Below are 22,886 nucleotides of genomic sequence, written 5' to 3' on the forward strand. Positions count from 1 at the left end.
TATATCTGTAATTTTGATCTTAAGATCACCCATCGAGATATCTTTTATTTCTTCTATATAATCAATAATTAAGAAATTATATCTGTTAACATTGTATCAACTACAAAAGGAGTAGAAGATGAAAAAAATTAGAATTACAAAAATTACAAAAATGGCGATTATCGCATTAAGCCTTGTGAGTATTGCAGCGCTCTCTACAGCATGTGGATCGAGTAGCGATGACAAAAAGGAATCAAAGACAAGTACTAGTACCAATACTAAAACAGTAAAAGTTTCACTTAAAGATGATGTATCAGGTATGTCTGTTACACCAGCATCAATAGAAGTAGAAGCTGGAACCAATCTTAAGCTAGTTGTGACTAATGATGGAACAGTTGTTCATAATTTAAGCACTGAAGATGGAAAATTCAAAACTGCGGATCTTACCCCTTTCTCTTCTGCTGATTTAGAAATAGGTAAAGTGGAAAAAAGTACTGAACTTAATTGTGCAATACCTGGACACAAAGAAGCAGGCATGTTTATGAATATAGTTGTTAAATAAGCGACTATATAGATAAGACCTTAATATTAACCATCTAAGAAAAGAGCTAATGATGAATAAGACAAAAGAATCAAGTGGAGAAATAAACTCCACAAAGAACAAGAAAGGTATGCTTAAAAGATCAATTACTATAGTTGCTCTTGCCTTAAGTATATTTATGATTCTCTCACTTACTGCTTGTGGGGATGACAAAAAAGACGATAAGAAGCAAGACTCAATGGATATGAGTCCAACTTCAATTAATAAAGATGATGCAAAGATCGACTTTACAGCAACACCTGCTAAAGACTTTAAACCTAGAGATGCTGTTTTAGCTCCTGCTGATGGTGCAAAGGTACATAACATTACACTTTCTGCAACTGAAGAAGTTATAGAAGTATCTCCTGGTCTAAAGCAAGAGATGTGGGTATTTAATGGTGTGGCTCCTGCACCTGTACTACATGGTAAAATTGGTGACACTTTTAACATCACTCTTAAAAATGATGGTAAAATGTCACACTCATTGGACTTCCATGCTGGATATGCAGCAATGGATGAGAAAATGAAATCTATCGCTCCAGGCGAATCTCTACTTTATAGTTTCGTTGCAGAAAAAGCGGGTATTTGGATGTACCATTGTGCAACAGCGCCAGCACTACACCATATTGGAAACGGTATGTGGGGTGCAGTTGTTATTGATCCACCAGATTTAGCAAAAGTTGATCACGAATATATTGTTATGCAAGGTGAACTCTATACTGGTCCAAAAGACAAGCCAGGCGATTTGGCAAAAATGACTGACAGTAAATTTGATGCAGTAATGTTTAACGGTTATGTTAATCAATATAAATTCAAGCCACTTGAAGTAAAAGTAAACGAACGAATACGTATGTGGGTTCTAGATGGTGGGCCGAATGAGAATTCTTCTTTCCATATAATCGGAACAATTTTTGACACAGTGTATAAAGAAGGAAACTACTTATTAAAGCCAGGACCTGGTGGATCACAAGCACTTGACCTTCAACCTGCACAAGGTGGATTCGTTGAATTTACTTTGAAAGAAGCAGGCCACTATGCGTTTGTAACACACAAGTTTTCAAACATCGGTAAAGGTGCTTTAGGTTTATTTCAAGCTAATAATGCAGATGGAAGTGCACCTGTAGCTGGAATGGCCGGTCATTAATCTTATTTAGTTAAGTTTATAAAAATTACATTAGGAGGGCTTTAGGGCCCTCTTTTTTTGTGAAAATTACATGTATCTAAAATTTAAATATCCATAAGTAGAAAATGAAATATAAATTATTTTTTAATATTTAGCAAACAAACATTGCAATTGCTTGGTTTACAAGATCTACTAATCTATCTAGTGGAGTTTCTGCTTTCTTAACGATCTTTATACCATCAAGGTTTGCACTTGTAGTACTAATGCTTTGATATTCAATAACATTATCTACATTTGATAATACAATGACAGGAATATGCCTAGTTGAATCAACGGCTTTTAATGCATCTATTAGTTCCGCGCCATTCATATTTGGCATCATCAGATCAGAAACTATAACATCTGGCAAACTCTTTAATGCAAGTTCTAAACCTTCTCTTCCATCAGCAGCTTGAAATACCTCATAGCCACGACTAGAAAGTTTAAGAGCCATAGCATTACGAAGGGAAGGTTCATCATCAATTACAAGGACACTAAAGCTTGGCGAATTTTCCATATAAATTTATCGTCACTTTAGGGACTTAAGTCAAGTAAAAATATAAATTATCAAGTTTATGGCATCCAATAAGGTTTGGGTGTCCCTTCAAAAACAGTTACACATTCGCAATTTCTTTGTTTTTCTGGTAAAAAATCAATCGCTCTCATAACAATATCTTTCATTTTAGGAAGATTGGCTGAAAATAGTTCAAGTACTTCCTTTTGGGTCACACCTTCACCAGAATTAACTCCAGCATCAAAATCGGTAACTAAAGAAAGTGTGCTGTAACACATCGATAACTCTCTAGCTAACGCAGCTTCAGGCATTCCTGTCATTCCAATAATAGACCAACCGTTGCGTTGAAATTCTTGAGATTCAGCACGAGAAGAAAATCTCGGACCGTCGATAACTACCATAATTGACTTGTCGCAAAATTTGAACTCTAAAGATTTGCAAGACTCCACTAATGCAGATCTTCCTTTTTCGCAATATGGGTCAGCAAGCGAGACATGTATAGCACCTTTATCCTCATTGCAAAAAGTAGAAATTCGTGTACGTGTGCGATCAACGATTTGATCGGAAACAACAAATGTCCCAGGTGTGAGTTGTGCATCGAGAGAACCAACTGCTGTCAGGGAAATAATTTGGTTAATACCAAGTGACTTTAATGCCCAAAGATTTGCTTGGTAAGGAACCCGATGTGCGGGGTATTGATGTTTAGAACCATGGCGAGAAAGAAAGTATACAGTGCGGTCGTTGATTGTACCTTTAGTGATATCATCACTAGTTTTTCCATATGGTGTTGCAATATTAAGAGTTTCAGAATCGTTAAGTAATGAATAAAAACCCGAACCTCCTATAATTCCAATTGGTTCAGCAGTTTTATACATGTCAAATATAGTAGCATTGCAAAAGGTATTTAATCTAAAAGCACTGCGAGCATCGTAATGTATATATAATACCGCAAAGAAGGAGGAATATATATGATTACCGACATCCTAGATCGGCTAGAAAAAGTTCTACCAATAATCCGCGATAATGCACAAGCGACTGATGATAATGCAAAATTTCCAACAGAATCAATTAGTGCACTTGCCGATTCTGGTTTGATGGGTGTTAATATTCCAGTAACTAATGGCGGACTTGGTTATGGACCAGTTGAATTTGCGCATGTGGTTCGTGAAATCGCACAAGCTTGTGGATCGACTTCAATGATCTATCTGATGCATATGTGTTCAGTATCGGTTATTGCCGCAGCACCGCCAAGTAATGGAGGAGATCAACTTGTAAAGGATCTTGCTAGTGGAAAAAAATTAGCAACACTTGCTTTTAGCGAAAAAGGATCACGTAGTCATTTTTGGGCGCCAGTCTCACAAGCGAAATCGACAGATGAAGACAAAGTTAGTATTGTTGCCGAAAAAAGTTGGGTAACTTCCGCATCAGAAGCTGATGTTTATGTTATTACATCACAAGCCCCAGAAGGAGAAAGTCCTGTAGAGAGCAACCTATATGTAGTTGACCGAACTGCACTAGGAGTTAAAGTTTCAGGGCAATTTACTGGTCTTGGTTTACGTGGCAATGACTCTGCACCAGTATCACTTGATATAGAACTTTCTAATAGTACCGCTCGTTTAGGTGAAGAAAAAACTGGTTTTGGTCAATTAATGTCAGTTGTACTTCCATGGTTCTGTCTCGGTAATTCGGCTGTTTCAGTAGGTTTGGCACGAGCTGCTTTAACTGGTGCTATCGATCATGCTTCAGCTTCTCGTTTTGAATATTCAGATTCAACACTTGCTGATCTTCCTACCATTCGTGCTTATATAGCTAAAGCTTGGGTTCAACTAGCATCTATTGATGCTTTGTTAGAAAAAACTGCAGAAAAGATAGCATCACCTGACGACTCAACTATCCTATTTGTTCTCGGCTCGAAAGCAGGATGTAATGAAGGTGCACTTAACGTCACTGATTTATCTATGCGTATAGCTGGTGGCGCGGGATTCTCAAAGCAGTTAGGAATTGACCGACCAGCACGCGATGCACGTGCAGGATTTGTAATGGCACCAACATCTGATGCCCTATTTGATTTCTTAGGCAAAGGCCTTTGCGGAATGGATCTATTTTGAATAATAATAATGAACAAAAAACTAATGAACTCTTAATAGGTGCGGTTGCCTATAGCCCTAACGTAGTACCAATATGGGAAGGAATCAAAGATTACTTTCGAGAAACCGATACACCTATGGACTTTGTTTTATATTCAAATTATGAACGTCAAGTTGAATCATTAATTGCAGGTCATGTTGATGTTGCATGGAATACAAATGTGGCATGGATACGTACTTTGCATCAGACTGATGGTAAAGCTAGAGCTCTAGCGACTCGTGATACTGACTTAGTATTTACAACTGTGTTTGTTTCAAGATCAGGTTCAGGTTTAAAGTCTCTTGAATCATTAAAGAATAAACGTGTTGCTCTTGGTTCTCGTGATTCGGGTCAAGCAAGAATTTTAGCCGAACATTATTTGGCACAAGCAGGAATAGACAAAGACAATTGTACTTTCATTATTTTTGATTCAGATGTTGGTAAGCATGGTGACACAGGTCGATCTGATCTTGATGCTCTACGAGCTGTACTTAACGATGAAGCGGATGTTGCAGCAATCGGTGTTAATACTTGGAATAATTTAAATGCAGCTGGTGACGAATCAACTTCTGATTTAGAAGTTGTATTTGAGTCTGAACAATATAGCCATTGTAACTTTACAACGCTAAGACCTGATAAAGATCCTTTGATCGAAAGATGGGTTAATAATCTTTTGAAGATGGACTGGGAAATCCCAGAACATCGTGTTGTATTAGAACTTGAAGGCTTAAAAGAATGGAAACTTCCAAACTTAGATGGCTATAAATCTTTAGAAATGGCCATGGAAACTCAAGGCATTTCGGATCGTTGGTAAATTATGAATTCATTGCTCGCGCTTGAGCTAGTCGAACGTGTGCAGATGATACCTTTAGGCACCACAGTTCGTATAGAAGTTAATGGTCCTGATGATGTTGATACTATAAACCGTTGGACACAATCAACGGGGAATACTTTATTGACTGTTCATGGTGATTCTGTAGAAATTTTAAGAGGTCGGGTAACTGATCCAATAGAAGCTCTAGCCCCTGATAAAAGACCAGGCCATCGACTTTGGATCTACACAAATTTTTCATGTAATCTTCAATGCGATTATTGTTGTGTGGAAGCATCCCCAAAAGTTGACCCACGCACAATTACTGTTGATGAATTTGAGAAGATTATTGATCAAGCTAAAAATTCAAATGTAAAAGAGGTTTTCATAACCGGTGGAGAACCATTTATGCTCATTGACTTAGATGAACGTCTGAATTTATCTACAAAAATATTCCCAACAACAGTATTGACTAATGCAATGGTATTTACTGGTGAACGTAGACGTCGTTTAGAAAATGTTGATCGTAATAATTTGACTTTACAAATAAGTTTAGATTCTGCAACACCAGATCTACATGATTTACATCGCGGGCAGGGGAGTTTCGATAAGGCATTAGCTGGCATAAAGTTTGCTATAGAAAGTGGATTTCGAGTCAGGGTCGCTGCAACTTTAGGCGAGGATGCAGGCGAAACAGAAAGCGAATGGAATGCATTATGTGATGATTTGAAGTTGGAACAAGACCAGAGGGTTATTCGACGTATTGCAAAACAAGGTTATGCAAATGCTGGGCTTGTAATGTCTCGCGCGTCTTTGATTCCTGAAGTGTGTATTACAAAAGAAGGTGTTTATTGGCATCCTGTTGCAGCGATTGATCCAAGCATGAAAGTCCAAAACGATTGGTCACCATTAGCTGAAACTATATCAACAATTAAAGATGAATATAGGCAACATCGCATTAAGGGAGATGTTCTTGCATCTGCTTTTCCATGTGCCTGATTGGAATTGATTGATGAAAATTTTAGTTACTGGTGGTGCTGGATTTATTGGACAAAATGTTGTTAATGAACTTTTAATAGCAGGACATAGTGTCAGAGTCATAGATTCTTTAAGACCAGATGTTCACCATGGCAATGAGGTTAAATTTTCAGATGATGTTAATTTTATTCATGAAGATATAAGAAATGAAATTTTATTGCCCAAAGTACTAAATGGTATTGATCATGTTATACATTTGGCTGGTAAAGTTGGCTTAGGTGTAGATATGTATGACACTGTTGATTATACATCTTCTAATGTTTTAGCTACTGCAATATTATTAGAAGAAATGACAAAACAAAATATCTCTAATATTACGCTTGCGAGCTCAATGGTTGTATACGGTGAAGGATATTCACTATGTGCTGAACATGGCAAAGTGATACCTACTCAACGCAATGAGGATGATCTGACAAAAGGAATCTTCGAAGCCAATTGTCCTATGTGTGATAATGAATTAACTCCAATAAGTGTCATAGAAGATGATCCATTAATGCCACGTAATGTATATGCATCAACAAAACTTGCTCAAGAAAATCTATGTTCCTCATGGTCAAGATTAACGAATGGTTCTGTTAGCGCAATGAGATACCATAATGTTTATGGGCCAAAAATGCCTAAAGATAGTATGTATTCAGGTGTAGCTGCAATTTTCATTTCGTCATTATTAAGAGATCAAGCGCCAAAAGTTTTTGAAGATGGTTGTCAACGTAGAGATTTTATACATGTATCTGACATTGCAAAAGCAACAGTGAAAGCAAACCTTAATCACAAATCTGGATTTCGTGCTTTTAATACTGGATCGGGCACTATTCGAACAATAGGAAATATGGCTAATGAATTGTCGAGAGCATTTAATGGGAAAGCTCCTATTGTGACAAAACAATACCGTCTTGGAGATGTTCGACATATTACTGCGGACTCAACAAGGCTAAAAACTGAATTAGATTGGCAGCCAGAAATAGATTTTGAGAAAGGCATGAAAGGCCTTGTTGACGAAGCGATGAAGACCAATCATGTCTAGTGAAAATATGGGTATAAATATAATATGATTGATCTAATTCTGCCATGTCTAAATGAAGAAAAAGCATTACCATGGGTTCTAAGTAGAGTAAGCAAAAATATTAATGCGATTGTTGTAGATAATGGTTCAAGTGACAATTCTATTGAGATCGCAAAAAGTTTTGGAGCAAAAGTTATTGAGTGTGAACAGCCTGGTTATGGCGCTGCTTGCCATGCCGGCTTGTTAGCTGCAAGTGCACAAACAATCGCATTTTGTGATTGTGATGCAACTATTGATCCAAGCGTAATAGATTTACAGGCAGTTGCAGTCCAAGAACAAACTATAGATTTAGCAATCGCTAGACGAATTCCCGCATCTTATAGTGCAATGACAATTCCTATGCGAATTGCTAATAGAGAATTAGCTAGAAGAATAAGGAAAAGTACAACCTATAAACTTTTTGATCTTGGTCCACTTCGAATAGTGAATACACAAAAATATATTGATCTTAATATTAAAGATAGACGTAGTGGCTATCCATTGGAAATGATTTTACGAGCTAACGCAAAAAATTGGAAAATTAAGACTTTTGATATTCAATATCTCAAACGTGAAGGTAAGTCTAAAGTAACAGGCACTCTTCGTGGTACGATAAATGCTATTAAAGATATGAATAAGGCATTTTCAGATATGCATATTGAAAGTGAAAGTCGGTAATAATCTAATGGAGGCTAGTGATACTTCAACCATATCGAACAATATTTCTAGAAAAACAATTATTTTAATTGCAAAAGAACCAATTGTTGGTAATGTAAAAACTCGTCTCGTCCCTCCGTTAACCTACGAACAAGCAGCTGAACTTGCAGATAGCGCTTTATTAGATACTATTGATACTATAAAAGGAATCAATTCAATAGATTCAGTCCTATACTTTCAAGGCGATCCTAAAAAATACTCTGAAGCTTTTACAAGTATAATTTCTCAATGTGATGGAGATTTTTCTAAGCGGTTAAGTTTTGCATTTATGAATGTTAGCCATAAACAACCAGCGATGTTGGTCGCTATGGATACACCACAGATAACAAATTATTTACTATCGGCTTTTGACCCAATTAAATTTGATGCATGTATAGGGATGACAACAGATGGTGGTTATTGGATTATTGGGTTCAGAAATCCGGACTTAGCGAAATATGCATTTAGTGATATTGCTATGTCAACAAATGAGACAGGTAAAGCACAACTTAATAGATTAAAAGAATTAAATTTAAATGTTCAGATACTCGATACATTAACTGATTTTGATGATATAGAATCTGCCCACATGGTTTATGAAATGATACCAAGTTCGCGATTTGGGCATACCTTTAAAAAGATCATTGAAGAATTAGATTAGTTAATGAGTATTCTCCTTAAGCAAAGTTTTTTCAAATATCTTTTATTTATATCTTTCCTTGCACAAGGTATAATCACAGTTCTATTTTTAAATACTGAAACAATTAAATATAATGATATAAAACTATTAACTATAAATCTAATTTTATTTTCAATATCGATTTTAGCTATCAAGAATTTAAACATTTCAAAAAAATCATTTGCTGTAATTTTAGTTTTAGGTGCCGTTTTTCTACAAATATGTGCGATGAGTTCGCCTCCTTCGACTAGTGATGATGACTTTAGATATTATTGGGATGGAAAAGTACAAGTAAATGCCATTAATCCTTATAGGTATTCGCCTGCTGATGAGAAGGTAGCGTATCTTCGTGACGATTTTATATTTTCAAGAAAAAAGCCATGCCCCGAACATCGTATTAAACCGCGTGAGTGTTCAAAGATTAATAGACCAACTGTTAATACAATTTATCCTCCAGCATCACAGGCTACATTTACTGCTTTGTATCTAACTACATTTATAACTGGCAAAAGCCATTTGCCTTACCAGGTAGCTGGAGCAATTGGAGTATTAATAATTTCTTTTCTAATAGCAAAAAGGCTAGCTGTAAATGGAAGTTCTCTTTGGGCGAGTGCTGTTTTTGCCTGGTGCCCAATAACATATATTGAATTGGTTAATAATGCACATATAGATTGGCTTGGTATAATATTTGCACTATTAGCTTTATCTGCTTGTGCTTCAAAGAAATATATTCGATGTGGGATTTTCATTGGTATTGCTTTTGCCTCAAAGTTCTATCCGGCAGTTATATCTCCATCATTGATTTCAAAAAAGCCGCTTCGGGTTATCCTCAGCGCTATTTTGACTGTAGCAGTGTCTTATTTAGGATATGTGCTTTCTATTGGTACTAAAGTTCTTGGCTTTTTACCTGGCTATCTTGAAGAAGAAAAATATTCTAATGGTGAAAGATTTTTACTATTAAGTAGAATTTTTACTACTCATCAATCAACTTATATTGCTTTGTTGGTACTAGTGATAGTATCTATTTATGCGATGTTTAAAACTGATCCATCATTTCCGGAAAATAGTGCATTGCTATTACTAGTTTGTGTAACTTTAATTTCAACTCCTGCTCAAGGTTGGTATAGTCTATTATTACTTTCGCTAATCGCTATCACAAAGAAATTCTTTATATTACCAATAGTCTTTGTGTCATCTTACGTTTATCTAGCACAACAGTCTTTTGGAACTCAGCGAGGTATAGCTTATAATTTGTATATATGGGCAGTTATAATAACTTTAGCGCTATGGGGTGCTGGAAGTTATAGAAAGAAAAAAGAGCATCACGTTAATTTAGAGATTGCTCAGGTATAATAAATTTATGATTAAGCAAATAAGAAAGTTAAATTTTTCTTCAATTATTATCTGCGTTTCAAGAATCTCATTAGGTTTACTCTGGATTGAAAATTCTGGTTGGAAATCAATTTCAGATAATTTTGGAAAGAAAAATAATAGTGGTCTATATTATTACACTAAGTTTGGTTCAACAAAACCTGTATTAGGATTTATGAAACCATTAGTCGATAATATAATTTTACCTAATTTTACTTTTTTTGGTTGGATGTCTTTAATAACAGAAGCAACGCTTGGCGCTTTTATTTTATTTGGTTTATACACTAGATTTTTCTCTTTGTTAGGTGCTTTTATGTCGATAACTATTGCGCTAACGGTTTTAAATGCTCCCAATGAATGGCCGTGGAGTTATTATTTACTACTAATGGCAAACCTATTAATGTTTGCTAGTTGCGCTGGTAGACACGGTGGCCTAGATGGGGTACTACGTAAATTCTGGATTAATGGTAAAGGCAGAATTACAAAACTATTCTTGGCGGTATCATAATGATGAAACTAAATAAAGAATTCTCAACTAGTATTACTGTCATTGGTGCTAGCTCCATTGCTTTTAGTTTGTTCTCACAAATTGACTCAGATTTAATAAATTTTATAAAAATGGGTAATAGTGCTGCTATTACACTTATAGTCTTGGGTATTGCAACTATCCTAGTTGGTCTATCAAAAAGCATATTACTATTACTAGGAATCGGATTGGCATACTTAGCGATGTGTATTACTGCTTTGTATCAATTTCGTTTGCCGGGCAAAGAGCGAATATTTGATAGTGGAGGATCTTTATTCTCATTAACTTTAGGTTTTTGTGTTGCATTGTTAGCTATAGCGTTAACAAATATTTTTTATACAAAACAGGAATAAGTATATTGCGTTATGAAAATTATTAATATTATTGTAAGAATATTAATTGGCGCAGAGATGCTATTTCTTTTTTCACTAGCAACTATTTGGATCTGCAATATTGAGAAAGCTAAAAATTTATATAAAATAAATAGTAATTCTGCTTCAGGAAATAATGCACTTGCGAGTCATATTGGTGGATCGTTTCTTATATTTATAGCGTTAGTTGGTATCTATTTTATTACAAAAGACGACGTATGGCTTTTATCGGCAATGCTAGCTGTTGGTGTAATATTCATGACTCGAATATTTTCTATTGCCTTTAGTGGTATATCTTCATATGCTTGGATAGCGATAATAAATGAAATTTTAATAATGGCATTGCTTTGGCTAGAACGCGTGAGATCGATTTCAAATAAACACTAGATGATAAAACTTGTTGTATTAATGCCTATTCAGAAAATTATAGATATTCTTTATATCAATATAGCAAAAATCGAAGAAATACATAATATGTGAGATATTTTACAGATTTATTGCTTTAATTAATGTTATTATATAAATTAAATATTAGTGGAAAGTTGGAGTTTATGTCTGAAAACGAAGAAGTAAGAGTAGTTCATGAAAATACTGCTGTTTCAAATGGTACTAGACCTAAAGAGGTCGATCGCACAGTATCTGGTCGTTCATTTGTTTCCCAAATAATATATTTAATAACTTCAGTATTATTATCATTACTAGCAATTAGATTCATATTATTGTTGCTCGGTGCTAGAACAGCTAATGGCTTTGTTTCATTCATTTATAATATAACAAATCCTTTTGTACGTCCGTTTTATGGAATTTTTGGTAAAAGTTTTGTTTATGGGAACGGTCAAGGAAAGATCGAATATGAGACTATAATCGCAGCTATTATTTATCTAATTATTTCTGCTCTTATATTAAAAGTAGTTTCTCTTGGAAAAAGAAATGTTCAACCATAAATGATTAACATCAGTTATGAATTATAACTAAAGTTCTTCTTGAATAATTCTCTCAATATGTTCTCCTGGATATAGTATTTCAATAAATGCTTTATCGAGATAATTATCATATGTAGATTGAACTACTTTCAAAATAATATTTTTATTAATCAGTACATAGAATTTTATAATGTATACTTTAAAAATGAATTTAACAAAACCGACAGTACTAGTTGTTGAAGATGAGATACCATTACAGAAAGTTGTTGGATTTAAGTTAGAACTTGCAGGTTTCAATACCATATCTGCACGAACTACAAAACAAGCGCTTGAGTATTTAGATGAAATTGAGAATATAGACCTAATTTGGCTAGACCACTATCTATTAGGTAAAGAAACAGGAATGGACCTGGTAGTTGAAATTAAAAAAAATGATAAATATAAACATTTGCCAATTTTTTTAATTTCAAATTCAAGCGATGATGAAAAGAAGCATATCTACATTGGCTTAGGTATTGATAAATATTTCATTAAAGCAGAAATGCGACTCGATGCTATTATTCAAGATATTAAAGAAAATTTACAAAATAAATAATTAGATAATATCTGAGATATTATCTGTGTCAATTGACATATCTCTATCTAGTAATAAAATAATTTTACTTTTGATTACAGACAGCGGTGAATCTGATTTAATAAGAAAACCAGCAGTCCCCAAAGCCATTGCCTTTTGGCGATCATTTAAATTATCTAGATTTGAGAGAACAAGTATTTGAATTTTGGGACCATATTTTTCTCGTATTTTTTCGATAAGTTCGAATCCATTTAGTCTGGGCATCAATAAATCCGTTACAACAAGATCAGGTTTAAATTCATCATATTTTTCAAGTGCATCTAAACCATCTTCACACAAACATACCTCATAGCCCGCCTTTTCGATGGCTAAACCCAAAAGTGTACGCAGAGATGGCTCATCTTCTACTAACAGTACTTTTTTTACTTCAATATTTCCTATGATTCACCTACTTTTTAATCTTTCGTTTTAAAACTTATGGGCTAAAGGTTAATTGTATATTTATGCATCAAGAAGAGTGGACCCTTCTAAGTTTTGGCCCAGACCCTTGAGAGGTAGTAATACGTAAAAGTTAGTTCCTTTACCTTCGTCTGAAATAAACCAAATTTTTCCGCCAATGCTTTCAACAATACCTTTTGCTATATAAAGACCTAAACCATTACCATTGCTTGACATGATCTGTGCATTACTTGCTCTGAACATTTTTGTATACATTTTGTCTTGTTGCTCTATTGGTATTCCAATTCCCGAATCAGATACTGCAAATAATAATGTAGGTTCATTTATATCAAGGTTGTTTATTGATTTATTTTTACTTTCTTTATCTAATAATGAAGTTTCGATTGTAATAGTTCCATCGGGCGGCGTGTATTTAATTGCATTGCTTATCAAATTCTGTGCGAGGATAGATATAAAACCATCGTCAAATAGGATCTCAGGTATATCTGCATAGTTTCTAATTATTGTATTTTTATGTACTTTGGATAATGGAATTAGTTCTTTAATATTTTTATCAATTGAATTGTTAAAATCATTCATAGATGGTTCGAAATGAAGAGAACCAAGTTCAATACGAGATACATTTAGAAGCGATCGAACTAAATCGACCATTCTGCGACTTGCATCATAAATCTCATTCGTCATCATCTGCTGAGTTTCATTCATCTCTCCAGCGTCACCGCTAATAAGTAATTCTGCATTCCAGTTTATTGAAGATAAGGGTGTTCGTAACTGGTGCGATGCAATTGAAACGAATTCGGATTTTGCTCTATCGATTTCATTTTCTCGAGTGATGTCTCGAAAAATATTTATGGCACCAAGGATTCTACCTTCGAGAATTATTGGTGTCATGGTTGATGATACTGCAACTTTTTCTGTATCAGAAAAAACATAATAAAAATTGCCAGATTCTTTTATACCTTGGTTTAAAACTCTATTTAAAGGTAGTTCATTATCATTAAGAACAGATCCTGATAAGGTATGTACTTTCCAAAGCCCTTCATAGGCTTTACCTAATATTTCACTTTCCTCATAATTCAACATTGAAAGGGCAGTAGCATTGATTGATTTAATCGTTCCGTCATAGTTAATAATTACCATAGCGTCACCAATACTAGAAAGAACAACGTCATCCCATGCTTTACTCTCTTGTAAAAGTTCGGTAAGGTTCTCGGTTTTTACTGAAGTTATTAGTGTCACAATAATAAAGAATGCAGCAAATGTGACCGAAAATAAAGCAGAACCTACAGAGGGTTCGTACAGATTGTTTTTGATTCCTTTATCTATTATTAAAACCATACACAAAGTTCCAATAATAATATAATTAATTAGACGTCTTGACGTATTACCGCCAACACCGGCACTAACAATAATCTTTGTTGTACCCTTATCTGGATCTATTAGAATTATCGAAATACTTAAGAGGATGATCGTTATCGATGTGTGTAAAGCCATTGCAGCAAAAAATAAAAATGTTCCTGCGATTCTTGCGCCAAGGGTATAACCTATGATGGCAAATGAGCCTATAAAAAGCGAGATGCTAACAAGTATTTGTGAAATTATTACCTTGCTAATTTTATAATCATCTATCAACATTGAAATGGCTAGTAGTGCAAAGCTAAATGCAGTTAAATACGCAACTGGACTTGTGATTAGGTCAGATCTAAATATTAATTTAATAATACGACTGTTTATATCTATATTATTATTAATTAAGTCAAGGAATCTAGTAAAAGTAATTAATAATACTAGCCAGCTCAAAATAGGTGATAATTTACGCTTGTTCGATTCTTTAAATAAAATCGATGAGCTTATAAGCATAATCATTGTTGCTGTCATCGGATTCATCGATGGAAGAGTCGGTATGATTGACTGTAAAGTTTTGATGTTTAAAAAATAGCCGATTACAACCAAGACAGCAATTAGCAAAGAAGCGTATGCCAGTAACTTAGAGACAATCTTGCAATTACTTAATATTCGTTGATTTGCAGTCATATAGTTAATTAAAAGTATAACGCACAAATATAGTTATATCATCGATGTGTACTTTGAGAATTAAATCATATTACCAATAAAATCATTAACAAATAAACATATTCTTTTCTGCAATTAGTGCGCTAGAAATACAATAAGAAATTCCGGCGAATATATTATCCACCGGAATTGATTTTGTTAGCTAAGCGGTGTGTATCTTACGTAGTCAACTTCGTATTGTACTGGGAACACAGTTTGCATGATTCCTGTTGTCGCACAGTTCGCTTGGGCACATTGACCGTTTCCTAGTTTTGATATATCGCCGTCTGGGTTTCCTACCCAGTCGCCCCCAATTGACATGTTCACTGCCATGTCCCATGTACCATCTGCTGGAGCAGATGTGTTCCATGCTGATGCATTCTGATCCATATAAGATCCAGCATCGTTGCCGTCAATTAAGAATTGGAATTTAACTGCATTTCCAACAGGTGAGATTGTCACCGCCCATGTGTGCCATCCCGGTTGCGTTGTTGGAGTCTCAAAGAAAGTTGATTTCTTGTAAGTATTTTTTTTGCCTGCTAGGTGTAGTGTGGAAGTAGTTTTTCCTGGGAGTTGAGGATGGAAGTATTCCATAATATCTACTTCAGCACCGTTAGTTGCAGTTGCTCCGTTACGGTGTCGTAACCAGAATCCTGGCCAGTTAGCATTACCGTGAGGAAGTTTTGCTCTCATTTGAAAAGTACCGTATCTTGGATAGTATTTTCCTACTTCACGTGAACCTAAAAATCCGGATGTGAAATTATAAGTACCCCATTTTGAGCAAGTAACGGTTTCTCGTTTACCAAAGATTTTAAGTGTGCCATTAGATACAGTTAAGTTATTTGGTGTTAAACATTGAAGTTCATGATTAGCTGATCCATAGTTATTATAATATGCTTTCCAATTTGCAGTGTTTACCGCGCTACCATCAAAGTTATCTATAAAACTATTTACAAGAGGTAAAGTGGTAGTTGTAGTAGGTGCAATAGTAGTTGTAGTTGTAGTAGGTGCAAGAGTAGTAGTAGTAACAGGAGCAACTGGTGTTGCTAGTGTTGGGTTAGTGTAGTTTCCTTTTATGCTTTTGTTTGTGGTGTCTCTTGCTGCGATCGATATGTTGTATTGTTTACCGTTTTTTAGACCTGTGATTGTGTATTTGTTGGTACGTGGATTATCTGCTGCTGATCGATTGTTTGAGTAGTTGCTGTATTGGCCGTTTGTTCCCCAGCGTACTGTGTAATTATCAGCACCTGTAACTAGGTTCCAAGTAAGTTTCAATGAACCATTGCTAGGAGTGACTGTTAGATTCTGCACATCCGACAACTTCGTAATATTTGGTGTTGCTAGTGTTGGGTTAGTGTAGTTTCCTTTTATGCTTTTGTTTGTGGTGTCTCTTGCTGCGATCGATATGTTGTATTGTTTACCGTTTTTTAGACCTGTGATTGTGTATTTGTTGGTACGTGGATTATCTGCTGCTGATCGATTGTTTGAGTAGTTGCTGTATTGGCCGTTTGTTCCCCAGCGTACTGTGTAATTATCAGCACCTGTAACTAGGTTCCAAGTAAGTTTCAATGAACCATTGCTAGGAGTGACTGTTAGATTCTGCACATCCGACAACTTCTTTTTAGACGTATCCGCCGTTGCGACTGACATAGTTAGTATTAAAGAAAGTGCTACTAATACTATGAGCCAACGAGTTTTGGATGATGAGATCAGCTGTTTGTTGAAATTGGGGGCAGTTGTTTTCATGAATCTTCCTTTATTGGGGTGCAGTTTATTTATTAGAAAAACTGTTTTATGAAAGAGAGTTATTCCTATCTTTTCGTTTCATACTTACAGGGGGGACTGTTTAATAAGTATTTAGTAGCTACGTCCATAGCGCATCTTAATGATAGATATACTCATTTACTAATATGAATATTTCAAACACTCTTTTAAGAAAAATGAGTAGCCGTAATGAGCATAACATGAAGTGTCAATTAATTGTTATAATATTTTTTGTGATTAGTGAGATATATCATGTTTTATAGCTTAGAAATCAAAACGAGCTAAAAAGACGAACATTAGATTAAGGCTCTTGTAAACAGATATGAATTGTCCTATAATGTCTATATGTCCAATTTTGAACTACATCCAGATCCGTGTGAGGTTTTGGGCTTAAACTGGGAAGACTTAGTAGGAAAATCTCAAATTGAGGCTAGACGAATTATTAACGAAGCCGCTCGTCCCAAATTGCGAGATTTACATCCCGATATAAACTCTGGATTACAAGGAAATATAAAAGCAATACGTGAACTTGAGGCAGTCATTGGAGCTAAAACACTATTAGGCAATGTTAGTACACGAAGCGCTTATCTCCATAGGATGAGATTACTTAATCCACAAACATCTACAGGTCAAATGCCAGGCAGTTCTAGGCAAAGCAATGATGGGGCTTCAGGTCCAATCGGTGATCCTCTAGGTGGCTCTAGAATACCTAGAACTCCTAGAATGCCTGATTTTACTGCAGTTTTTGAAAGAGATATGAAAGATTTGCAAACTCAAACAGGTGTTTTCATAACAAACCTTCCATTTCAAGAAGTAGAACAACGAGAAAGACTGTTTGAATACTTACAAAGGCTTCTTCGTGAAAGAAGAGCAAAACGTGATGATCGAGAACCAAGAAATGGAATTAAAAGTGCTGAAACAAATTTACTACTATCTCGTTCGTCTAGAGGTGACAATGAGGCGCTTAGAACTTTAGTTAATACCACCGATTTTAACTCTAAGCTCGGTATAAGAGTTATCCAATCTTTATTTGATGCCAAGTTGCTGCCACCAGCATCTCTAGCAGGCGATAATTTTGGTACAACTGAAACTAGAAATATTGGTGGGCCAAAACTTGCTCTTGAAATAATGCAGAAACTCGACTTATCAAGTAAATATGGACAAAAAACTGCTTTAATGATGGTCGATCTTGGGTTAGTTAAGTCAGGTGAGAACGTAACGAAGACCGTGCTGGAGTCTGGTAGCGTTTTGCCGGATCATTTGCTAGCAGATTTAATACATAGGACAGATTTTAATTCTCAATTTGGTGTACTTTTGACGGAAAAGCTTATTTCGACAAGAACTATTGGAGATAGTTACCCAACTACTGAAGCAGTAGAAGAAATATTGCGCAAAGTTGATATAGATAATTGTTATGGTGAAAAAGTGAAAGCAGATTTGAGAGTTGCAAAATTTATAGGTATGGATGACAAACCTGTTGAATTCGATGCGACAATGCAACATTTAACTAACACTTTTAATTCGACACCTTCTGCGCAGAACTTTGTGCAATACTAATAAGCGTATAATTTAACTGTTTAATAATCGAGCAATTAGTAAACATCTTTTTCATCACACACACATAGATGCTAATATACTATGTTATTCTTTACACTTAGTTAATTAGTAAGGAATTAAATGTATCTTTCATTACGAGATTTAAAGTACACCAAAGCTCGCTATTCTTTAGTCTGTACTGTGATTGCATTAATAGCGTTAATGACGACTGTACTCGCTGGCCTAGCTACCGGTTTAGTCAATGACGGTATTTCTGGTCTCAGAAATTTGCCAATGACGCACCTTGCTCTCCAGGAAGGCTCTGAAAATAGTTTTAGTCGTTCAACACTTACTGATAAAAATCTTAAACCATGGAAAGGCGTTAAATCAATAGAAACCTCGAAATTGGGTGTTTCGTTTTTTAACGCTAAAACTAAAGATGGCCAAACTATTGATGTCGCACTCTTTGGAGTTCCTCAAGATAGTTTTCTTGCTCCAGATAAGCGTGCAAAAGAATCACTTAGCGGTAAGCCCGGTATTGTATTGAGCGAAAAATCAAGAATTGATGGATTAAAGGTTGGTGATTATTTAACAATTGATGGACCAGACATTAAATTACCAATACTTGGATTTACTTATACAGGATCTTATGGACATGTACCAATAGCTTTTACTTCATTAAAAACATGGCAATCTTTATTTTATGGCGAAAATTCTAAAGGTAGATTTTCGGCAATCGCAATTAAAGCAGAAGATACCAGTGAATTTAATTCTCTTGATAGCGAAGCTCGAACGCAAGTAAGGACAAAAGAAGCTTCATATGCAGGTTCACCTGGTTATTCTGCAGAGACTGCAACCATGACATTGATTAGAAGTTTTCTTCTAATCATTTCTGCTCTAATTGTTGGAGCTTTCTTCACTGTTTGGACAATACAACGTACACGCCAGATTGGATTGCTAAAAGCTTTAGGGGCATCAAATTCATATGTTTTAAAAGATGCGCTTGGTCAACTTATTTTGATTGTTTTTCTATCAACAACAATTGGCGTTGGTATTGGCGTAGGTTTAGGTAGTCTTGTGGGGGATGGGGCGCCATTTAGCTTAGAACCTGGGTCAGTAATCTTATCTAATTTGCTGTTAGCAGTTTTGGGAATTGCAGGAAGTCTTGTCGCTGTAAGACGCATCATGAAGGTAGATCCAATTATTGCACTTGGTTCAGAAAATTAGTAAGGATTTAAATTGTCGCTAAAACTAGAGAATATCACTGTTAAAGTTCCAGATGGGTCAGAAACACACACACTTTTAGAGGATGTTTCATTAGAAGTTAAAAGTGGCACAATCCTTTGTCTAACTGGCCCTTCAGGTTCTGGAAAATCCACATTACTTGCAGTTGCAGGACTGCTTCGTACACCAGACAGAGGAATAGTTAGCATTGACGGTGAACAGAATATTTCACAGCAAAAACAAAATATTAGAGCACGTATTCGTAAAGAAAAAATCGGATTCATATTTCAATCATCAAATCTTTTCCCGGCGCTTAGAGCAATTGAACAACTTGAACTTATTGCGCATATTAATAAAAAGCTAGACAAGAAAACTAAAGCAAAAGCAAAAGAATTGTTAGACGCTGTTGGGTTAAGTAGCAAATTTGATTCTCGACCTGCCGAGCTTTCAGGAGGAGAACGTCAACGAGTAGCGATCGCAAGGGCGCTAATGAACGATCCTAAAGTTTTGTTATGCGATGAACCAACTGCCTCATTAGATGAAGCACGAGGTATTGAGATCATGAGTATTCTTCATAACCAGGCAATTGAGCATAAGGTCGCAACTCTTGTAGTAACTCATGCTCCGAGTCAATTTAAATTAGAAGTAAAAAAGATTTCTTTGATAGAAGGCGCACTTACTGCTAGCTAATTAGATGTGAAATCAGCCGATAAAGACAACGAATTTCACACAATATATCAATTATTGTCTAAAAACTAAATAATTTAAGTGCAATTGCATTAATTAAACTCTATGAAATACTAGAATGGTAAAATGCTAGATAAGGTAAATATTTTTATAACTAAATTTGATCTTGAGAGACTTAAAAATCTTTTAGATAAGAAATTACGACTCGATGATTATGATCATGCTCTTTTGACTGAATTAAAGAAAGCGCAGGTTGTAGAGCCAGAATTAATTCCTGGTGATGTAATTACTATGAACTCCAAGATTCGTCTAAAGGAAGAAAATGGTGATAGTTGGGACTGTACACTAGTTTTTCCAGAGGATGCTGATATTGAAGAAGACAAAATTTCGATTCTCTCACCAATTGGCTGCTCAATTATTGGGTATAAAGTTGGCAGTACCATTTCGTTCCCAACACCGAAAGGTGATAAACAGGTTTCAGTTGAAGATATTCTCTATCAACCTGAACGTTCTGGCGATATGAATATATAGGATAATTCCTATATAAATTAGCTAATGTTGCGACAAGGTATTTAATTACCTTAAATGACGCTTGTTCAGTATGTCCGTTATGTGGTATTATGGTTTATATGACAGTTAATGGAATAAAGCGGAATTATACATTGGCTGATGCTTTGTTAGACCCCGCTGATCTACTAAGGATAAATGGGTTATATGATCCAACAATAAGAAAAATTGTTGATCGGGACTTTTCTTCAGCTTTAAGAGTTCTTGATCCTGCCTCTTTCGCCGAGCAAGTTAGAGATTCAGACTTAGCTCAGTTACTATACAACACTAGAATAAAAAAACTTTTTAAACTTGAAACTGCAATATTCCTAAAAGTTAGTGAACTACATCCTGAGATACTAGCTCAAGCATTGCAGTGTACTGATCTTCAAAAGTTTACTTATATGCATAGTCACTCATTAAGTATAAACGTTAAAGAAATTTTTAATTCTATTGCACAATTAGATGATCCACTTTTTGCACAAATTATGCGAAGTACGGATTTATCCGCATTCCAGACTCCAAAATCTATTTATTCTCTCCTATTTCCATTAGAGCGAGCAATTAAAAGAAGAATATCAAAACTATCTGCTAATGATTACGCGCTAGCATCACAAAGTACCGATCATGCCAAGCTACTAAATGGACAAAATTTTAATATACCGATAATAAAAAGAAAAAATAGATTGCCCAAAATAATGCAAGCAGACCCCGAATTGCTTCCTACAGCATTGAAGAACACAGACCTATCAAGTTTAGTTAGAAGTATTAGTCACGCAACTGACACTGAACGAACTCTAAGTTTTATAAATAATATCCTTGATTTAGATAATGGTAAATGTTACGAAATTCTTCAAAATACTGATATATCGGATTTAATTCAAAGGGTACGCATGTATACTCTAGATGATCAATACGCACTACTTAGAGATGAAACCATAAATAATATTTTAGAAACAACGGCTTTTTTAACCCCAGAATTATATGCTAAAGCAATTAAATCCACCAATAGAGAAGAACTTATTAAAGCTGCGAAAGAACTCGGAATTGATCAGTTAGCAAAGATTCATGAAAGTTGGGATCCAGAAGATACTACAAAGTTTGTGGAAGCACAACAAGTGTGTATGGTAAAACAACAAGTTGTACAAGCTGCATACCTGCCCGCGCAAGAATATATGTAAGATATTAATCGAATCTATTAATGCAAATTTAGATTTAGACCTACAAGGTCAAGACTCACAACTACACTAAATCATTGATATCAGCATATCGTTTACAACATTCGAACATTTTTCAAAATTGTCCCAACCATAAATAAAAGCATTGTAACCCATATGCTCTAAACCTATATACAGTTCATAGGCAAAAAGTCGTGTTTCGAAATCTGGTACATCGAGCCCAATATTGACAAAGTGTTCTTTAAATATTTTAAGCCAATCAATATCTTTTAATCCATCTATCCAAGGGCTCCAAAATGTAAATGTTGCAAGTTCGAAAACAAAATCTCCATATAATGCACAGCCCCAATCAAAGACTGCACTAATCTTATTATCATTTACCATTACATTTGAATTTAAAAGATCGTAATGAATTAGATTTCTACTATTTGGTAAGGTAAGTGCTAATTGTTGAAATATTTTTAACCCATCATCAAAAACTTGTGTGCCAAAATTAGAATTCTTTATTATTTGATACCATCCATGAACTCTACGTTCTGGATTATCGTTTAAAGCATCTAATAAAAAATCGGCCCAAGTTTTATGTGGGGCATTCCCATTTGGTTTATAGCTGCCAAAACCGATTGTCTTAGATATATCAACCGCACGAAGTGAATCAAAGGTATTAAGCAAAGAGGGGATAGTGTCTCTCATTTTGCCAATAGATAGTTGGTCTAGCATTTCTCCATAAGCTCGCTCTGAAACTGCAAAATATCCATCGAATGCATTGCCTATTTTTATCAATTTTGGAATTGGTAAATTTGATCCAACAAAATTATTTGCATAAAGATCTTTCCGAAAATCAGTATCGTATTTTGAAAATCTTATAACGAAAGTATTGTTATTCAGACTAAATTCAAATGCATCTGACCATCCACCTTTAGAAAGTGGTGCTATTTTAGTCGCATCAGGATATAGTGATTTTATAAAATTTTGAACATCGGCAAATTGATAACCCATTTAATCCTTTCATGGCTATACATGTTCTCATAATTTCAAAAAGAAATC

General features: G+C 35.1%; 25 protein-coding genes. 19 read left to right on the forward strand and 6 right to left on the reverse strand.

Annotated features, from left to right (window positions below; all coding sequences use genetic code 11):
• Window positions 1-118: 118 nt before the first annotated feature.
• Both KBF89_00005 and KBF89_00010 read left to right on the forward strand, forming a co-directional pair.
• Window positions 119-541 (forward strand): cupredoxin domain-containing protein, encoded by a 423-nt coding sequence (locus KBF89_00005; protein MBP9114710.1) that lies wholly within the window; start codon window positions 119-121, stop codon window positions 539-541.
• 49 nt (window positions 542-590) lie between these two features.
• The gene (locus tag KBF89_00010) at window positions 591-1,703 is read left to right on the forward strand and encodes a multicopper oxidase domain-containing protein (protein ID MBP9114711.1); all 1,113 of its coding nucleotides are present in this window, start codon (window positions 591-593) and stop codon (window positions 1,701-1,703) included.
• A gap of 130 nt (window positions 1,704-1,833) precedes the next feature.
• Here the strand turns inward: KBF89_00010 and KBF89_00015 are convergent, their stop codons facing one another.
• Both KBF89_00015 and KBF89_00020 read right to left on the reverse strand, forming a co-directional pair.
• The gene (locus KBF89_00015) at window positions 1,834-2,238 is read right to left on the reverse strand and encodes a response regulator (protein ID MBP9114712.1); all 405 of its coding nucleotides are present in this window, start codon (window positions 2,236-2,238) and stop codon (window positions 1,834-1,836) included.
• Window positions 2,239-2,294: 56 nt separating this feature from the next.
• Window positions 2,295-3,110 (reverse strand): S-methyl-5'-thioadenosine phosphorylase, encoded by an 816-nt coding sequence (locus KBF89_00020; GenBank protein MBP9114713.1) that lies wholly within the window; start codon window positions 3,108-3,110, stop codon window positions 2,295-2,297.
• A 93-nt stretch (window positions 3,111-3,203) separates the two neighbouring features.
• On the opposite strand from KBF89_00020, the gene KBF89_00025 reads away from it, so the two are divergent.
• The 12 genes from KBF89_00025 (at window position 3,204) to KBF89_00080 (ending at window position 12,414) form a co-directional block, all read left to right on the forward strand.
• A complete protein-coding gene (locus tag KBF89_00025) occupies window positions 3,204-4,343 on the forward strand; it encodes an acyl-CoA/acyl-ACP dehydrogenase (GenBank protein ID MBP9114714.1) in 1,140 nt (379 codons plus the stop codon).
• Window positions 4,340-5,176, forward strand: coding sequence for a PhnD/SsuA/transferrin family substrate-binding protein (locus tag KBF89_00030; GenBank protein MBP9114715.1), 837 nt, complete (start codon window positions 4,340-4,342; stop codon window positions 5,174-5,176). The genes KBF89_00025 and KBF89_00030 overlap by 4 nt, the downstream gene beginning before the upstream one ends.
• A 3-nt stretch (window positions 5,177-5,179) precedes the next feature.
• A complete protein-coding gene (locus KBF89_00035; protein ID MBP9114716.1) occupies window positions 5,180-6,172 on the forward strand; it encodes a radical SAM protein in 993 nt (330 codons plus the stop codon).
• Between the two features lie 13 nt (window positions 6,173-6,185).
• Complete coding sequence (locus tag KBF89_00040; GenBank protein MBP9114717.1) at window positions 6,186-7,235, forward strand: NAD-dependent epimerase/dehydratase family protein; 1,050 nt, start codon at window positions 6,186-6,188, stop codon at window positions 7,233-7,235.
• A 24-nt stretch (window positions 7,236-7,259) separates the two neighbouring features.
• Window positions 7,260-7,931 carry a glycosyltransferase family 2 protein gene (locus KBF89_00045; GenBank protein MBP9114718.1) on the forward strand — a complete coding sequence of 224 codons (672 nt, stop codon included), beginning with the start codon at window positions 7,260-7,262 and terminating at the stop codon, window positions 7,929-7,931.
• On the forward strand, window positions 7,918-8,610 hold the full coding sequence (locus KBF89_00050; GenBank protein MBP9114719.1) for a DUF2064 domain-containing protein: 693 nt from the start codon (window positions 7,918-7,920) through the stop codon (window positions 8,608-8,610). The genes KBF89_00045 and KBF89_00050 overlap by 14 nt, the downstream gene beginning before the upstream one ends.
• 3 nt (window positions 8,611-8,613) lie before the next feature.
• Window positions 8,614-9,981, forward strand: a complete 1,368-nt coding sequence (locus tag KBF89_00055) for a DUF2029 domain-containing protein (protein MBP9114720.1) — start codon at window positions 8,614-8,616, stop codon at window positions 9,979-9,981.
• 49 nt (window positions 9,982-10,030) lie between these two features.
• Window positions 10,031-10,507: a DoxX family membrane protein gene (locus KBF89_00060; GenBank protein MBP9114721.1), complete on the forward strand. Its 477-nt coding sequence runs from the start codon at window positions 10,031-10,033 to the stop codon at window positions 10,505-10,507.
• Window positions 10,507-10,878 carry a hypothetical protein gene (locus KBF89_00065; GenBank protein MBP9114722.1) on the forward strand — a complete coding sequence of 124 codons (372 nt, stop codon included), beginning with the start codon at window positions 10,507-10,509 and terminating at the stop codon, window positions 10,876-10,878. Before KBF89_00060 ends, KBF89_00065 begins: the two co-directional genes overlap by 1 nt.
• A 12-nt stretch (window positions 10,879-10,890) precedes the next feature.
• Window positions 10,891-11,283, forward strand: a complete 393-nt coding sequence (locus KBF89_00070; GenBank protein MBP9114723.1) for a hypothetical protein — start codon at window positions 10,891-10,893, stop codon at window positions 11,281-11,283.
• 164 nt (window positions 11,284-11,447) lie between these two features.
• Complete coding sequence (locus KBF89_00075; GenBank protein MBP9114724.1) at window positions 11,448-11,840, forward strand: YggT family protein; 393 nt, start codon at window positions 11,448-11,450, stop codon at window positions 11,838-11,840.
• 169 nt (window positions 11,841-12,009) lie between these two features.
• Entirely contained in the window at window positions 12,010-12,414 is a 405-nt protein-coding gene (locus KBF89_00080) for a response regulator (GenBank protein MBP9114725.1), read from the forward strand.
• On the opposite strand, the gene KBF89_00085 is transcribed toward KBF89_00080, so the two are convergent.
• The 3 genes from KBF89_00085 to KBF89_00095 all read right to left on the reverse strand — a co-directional run bounded on the left by KBF89_00085 (window position 12,415) and on the right by KBF89_00095 (window position 16,650).
• Window positions 12,415-12,771: a response regulator gene (locus KBF89_00085; protein ID MBP9114726.1), complete on the reverse strand. Its 357-nt coding sequence runs from the start codon at window positions 12,769-12,771 to the stop codon at window positions 12,415-12,417.
• Window positions 12,772-12,894: 123 nt separating this feature from the next.
• Window positions 12,895-14,886, reverse strand: a complete 1,992-nt coding sequence (locus KBF89_00090) for a PAS domain-containing protein (protein ID MBP9114727.1) — start codon at window positions 14,884-14,886, stop codon at window positions 12,895-12,897.
• A gap of 177 nt (window positions 14,887-15,063) precedes the next feature.
• Entirely contained in the window at window positions 15,064-16,650 is a 1,587-nt protein-coding gene (locus KBF89_00095) for a fibronectin type III domain-containing protein (protein ID MBP9114728.1), read from the reverse strand.
• 363 nt (window positions 16,651-17,013) lie between these two features.
• Between KBF89_00095 and KBF89_00100 the strand changes: the two genes are divergently transcribed.
• The 5 genes from KBF89_00100 (at window position 17,014) to KBF89_00120 (ending at window position 21,842) form a co-directional block, all read left to right on the forward strand.
• Window positions 17,014-18,225, forward strand: coding sequence for a hypothetical protein (locus KBF89_00100; GenBank protein MBP9114729.1), 1,212 nt, complete (start codon window positions 17,014-17,016; stop codon window positions 18,223-18,225).
• Window positions 18,226-18,405: 180 nt separating this feature from the next.
• Window positions 18,406-19,431, forward strand: coding sequence for an ABC transporter permease (locus KBF89_00105; GenBank protein MBP9114730.1), 1,026 nt, complete (start codon window positions 18,406-18,408; stop codon window positions 19,429-19,431).
• Between the two features lie 12 nt (window positions 19,432-19,443).
• Window positions 19,444-20,118 (forward strand): ABC transporter ATP-binding protein, encoded by a 675-nt coding sequence (locus KBF89_00110; GenBank protein ID MBP9114731.1) that lies wholly within the window; start codon window positions 19,444-19,446, stop codon window positions 20,116-20,118.
• A 123-nt stretch (window positions 20,119-20,241) separates the two neighbouring features.
• Complete coding sequence (rnk, locus tag KBF89_00115; protein MBP9114732.1) at window positions 20,242-20,646, forward strand: nucleoside diphosphate kinase regulator; 405 nt, start codon at window positions 20,242-20,244, stop codon at window positions 20,644-20,646.
• Window positions 20,647-20,744: 98 nt separating this feature from the next.
• Window positions 20,745-21,842, forward strand: coding sequence for a hypothetical protein (locus KBF89_00120; GenBank protein ID MBP9114733.1), 1,098 nt, complete (start codon window positions 20,745-20,747; stop codon window positions 21,840-21,842).
• Window positions 21,843-21,908: 66 nt separating this feature from the next.
• Here KBF89_00120 and KBF89_00125 read toward each other — a convergent pair whose 3' ends face one another.
• Window positions 21,909-22,838 (reverse strand): phosphotransferase, encoded by a 930-nt coding sequence (locus KBF89_00125; protein ID MBP9114734.1) that lies wholly within the window; start codon window positions 22,836-22,838, stop codon window positions 21,909-21,911.
• Window positions 22,839-22,886: the final 48 nt, after the last annotated feature.

The organism is Acidimicrobiia bacterium, from assembly GCA_018057765.1.
GTDB lineage: Bacteria > Actinomycetota > Acidimicrobiia > IMCC26256 > JAGPDB01 > JAGPDB01.